Source organism: Pseudomonas sp. AGC41 (assembly GCF_057334555.1).
This window is the reverse complement of record NZ_JBHFJB010000116.1, coordinates 1-2481: the sequence shown is the minus strand read 5'-3', so window position 1 is coordinate 2481 and position 2481 is coordinate 1. Positions and strand designations below refer to the sequence as shown.

General features: G+C 61.3%; 4 protein-coding genes and 1 pseudogene. All 5 read right to left on the bottom strand.

What is annotated here, in order from left to right:
* Window positions 1-213: pseudogene (locus ACE04F_RS19560) on the bottom strand (extensin family protein); the annotation flags it as partial.
* A gap of 16 nt (window positions 214-229) precedes the next feature.
* On the bottom strand, window positions 230-1051 hold the full coding sequence (locus ACE04F_RS19555) for an isocitrate lyase/PEP mutase family protein (protein WP_486106995.1): 822 nt from the start codon (window positions 1049-1051) through the stop codon (window positions 230-232).
* 35 nt (window positions 1052-1086) lie between these two features.
* Entirely contained in the window at window positions 1087-1947 is an 861-nt protein-coding gene (locus ACE04F_RS19550) for a DUF72 domain-containing protein (RefSeq protein WP_486106997.1), read from the bottom strand.
* Window positions 1947-2255: a hypothetical protein gene (locus tag ACE04F_RS19545; protein ID WP_305499067.1), complete on the bottom strand. Its 309-nt coding sequence runs from the start codon at window positions 2253-2255 to the stop codon at window positions 1947-1949. Before ACE04F_RS19545 ends, ACE04F_RS19550 begins: the two co-directional genes overlap by 1 nt.
* 16 nt (window positions 2256-2271) lie before the next feature.
* A partial coding sequence (locus ACE04F_RS19540) for a hypothetical protein (RefSeq protein WP_486109240.1) occupies window positions 2272-2481 on the bottom strand: 210 nt, incomplete at its 5' end.

The following is a 2481-nucleotide window of genomic DNA, read 5'->3' as shown; positions in this document are numbered from 1 at the left end:
CAGCCCCGACGTGGCGAGCGCCTGGTCACACAACTGCGGATCGTTGCGCAGGGCCATGAGTTTGTAACGGGTCAGCAGGTTCGGCGGCGCTTTCACGTCCAGCGGCGCCCAGGGGTTCCATTGCGGGGGTACGGCCAGCCAACCGCGCCATACCGCCACCACCGCGACGCCAACGACCAGCGTCAATACCATCAGTCCTTTCAAAAACCGCACGACAACGCCTCGGGCTTCAACCCTTGAATAATTGATTGGCCTGGATAAAAGGCATTGAGCGACGAGTGAAGGTGAAGGTCCCCTGCTGTCGGATTTCTTCGGCGGCGCGGAAAAACTCGCCGTACGCCGCCAGCGCGAGGGCCGATCCGACGCTGATGCGCTTGACGCCCAGTTCGCTCAATTGCGCCACCGTCAGGTCCAGCGCGCCGGACATCAGTACGTTGACGGGCTTGGGCGCTACGGCCCGGACCACCGCCAGCACTTGCTCGGCGCTGCTCAGCCCCGGCGCGTACAGCACGTCGGCGCCGGCGTCGGCGAAGGCCTTCAGGCGTCGGATCGTGTCGTCCAGATCCGGCCTGCCATGCAGGAAATTTTCCGCCCGCGCGGTCAGCAGGAAAGGGAACGGCAGACTACGCACCGCCTCGGCGGCGGCCTTGACCCGCGCCACGGCGTGCTCGAAATCGTAGATCGGGCTGTCTTCGCGGCCCGTGGCATCTTCGATGGAGCCCCCTACCGCGCCGGCTTGTGCCGCGCGGAGCAAGCTGCGGGCGCAATCTTCGGGCGCATCGGCAAAGCCGTTTTCCAGGTCGACGGCAACTGGCAGGTCCGTGGCCGCAACAATCGCTCGCACATTCGCCAGCGTGTCATCCAGCCCCAGGGCGCCGTCAGGTCGTGCCAGGGAAAAAGCGTGACCGGCACTGGTCGTCGCCAATGCTTCAAAGCCGAGGCTGGCGAGCATCTTTGCCGAACCGGCATCCCATGGATTGGGAATGACAAACGCCCCATCGCGTTCGTGCAAGGCCTTGAACGCCTGAGCTCGGCGGGTTTGTGCATCCATGAAAGTCGCTCCTGAGCAATTTTGCGGAGTTCGCCTCAGAGCAGACCGAGTTGCTCGGCGGCGGGTTCTCTATATAGCTCAGGCAGCGCCGGCAAGCCAGGCAAACGCTTCATCAGGCGGCTGTGAAAATGCATCGCGAGTTTCGCCGCCAGCAGATTGTCGGCGGTGTGCAGGAACATATACGGCGTGCGCCCCTCTTCGATCCACACGGCGATCTTTTCCACCCATGGCGTCAGAAACGGCTCGTTGGCCTCGACTACCGGATGACCGACGAAGCGCACCTGCGGGCACTGAGTGAACGCCGCCGGCCGCGTCGGCACCCGGGGCTTCTTGTATTGTGCGTGAATGACTTCAGGGGCGGTCGACGCGCAGCTGAACAGGCCGCGGGGATCGAGACAGATGCGTTCGACACCACGATCGAGCAGCAAACGGTTGAGCTGTCGTTCGGCGTCGCCTTTGGCAAAAAACTCATCGTGACGCACCTCTACGGCCAACGGCCGTGGGAACGCGTCGATGAATGCCGCCAGCTCTGGCAATCGATTGGGCGTGAACGCCTTGGACAACTGCAGCCAGTACGGTGAGACGCGCTCACCCAGCGGGCTCAACAACTGGACAAAGGTTTCGGTGGCGGTCAAGTGTTCGCGCAAGTCGCCGCCGTGGCTGATGTCACCGGGAATCTTGGCGGTGAAGCGAAAGTGCTCGGGCATGATCTCGGCCCAGCGCTGAACGGTGGACGCGGCCGGGCTCGCGTAGAAGGTCGTGTTGCCTTCCACCGCATTGAATACTTGAGAATAGAGACTGAGGAAGTCGGAGCTTTTGGCGTCCCGGGGATAAAGATAATCGCGCCAGGCATTTTCGCTCCAGGACGGGCAACCCAGATAGTAGGGCAACCGCATCAGATGTAGAGGTCGAGGCCCAGCACTTCCATATCCCAATCAACAAAACCGGCGGTGCTCAGGTAGCTGGCCAGCGCCGTGGCGACACTGCGGCTCATGGCGCGGTGATACAGCATGTCCTGCTGACGGGCGGGAAGATTGCTCAGGCGTTGCGCAGAGGCTTTGGCGGCGCGGGCGGCGAGTTGCTCTTCGGACGGAAATTCCAGCTCACCGTCAATATCATCGAAGTTTTCCGGCTCAGCGGCTTTACCCGCACGAGGCCGACGCTTGATGGGGTAGGACTGGGATGAAACGCCGTCTATACGCATAACAGAATGCTCGGTATCAATGATGGCAATTTAGCGGCACATTCGTATCCGCGCAAATGCGCAAGTGATAACTAGAACACATAAAGGCAAAAAGGTTTAAAAACCGGCGAAAAAAGTGACGACTGGCAATTTTGGGTGTGACTTTTGGATCCTGGGATGACTTTGACAGGTTTTGAGCCGGAGCAACGCCTTCGTGGCGAGGGAGCTTGCTCCCGCTGGGTTGCGC

Coding starts and splice junctions, on each gene's coding strand:
- ACE04F_RS19555 (WP_486106995.1), bottom strand. CDS start 1,051: ATGGATGCACAAACCCGCCGAGCTCAGGCGTTCAAGGCCTTGCACGAA.
- ACE04F_RS19550 (WP_486106997.1), bottom strand. CDS start 1,947: ATGCGGTTGCCCTACTATCTGGGTTGCCCGTCCTGGAGCGAAAATGCC.
- ACE04F_RS19545 (WP_305499067.1), bottom strand. CDS start 2,255: ATGCGTATAGACGGCGTTTCATCCCAGTCCTACCCCATCAAGCGTCGG.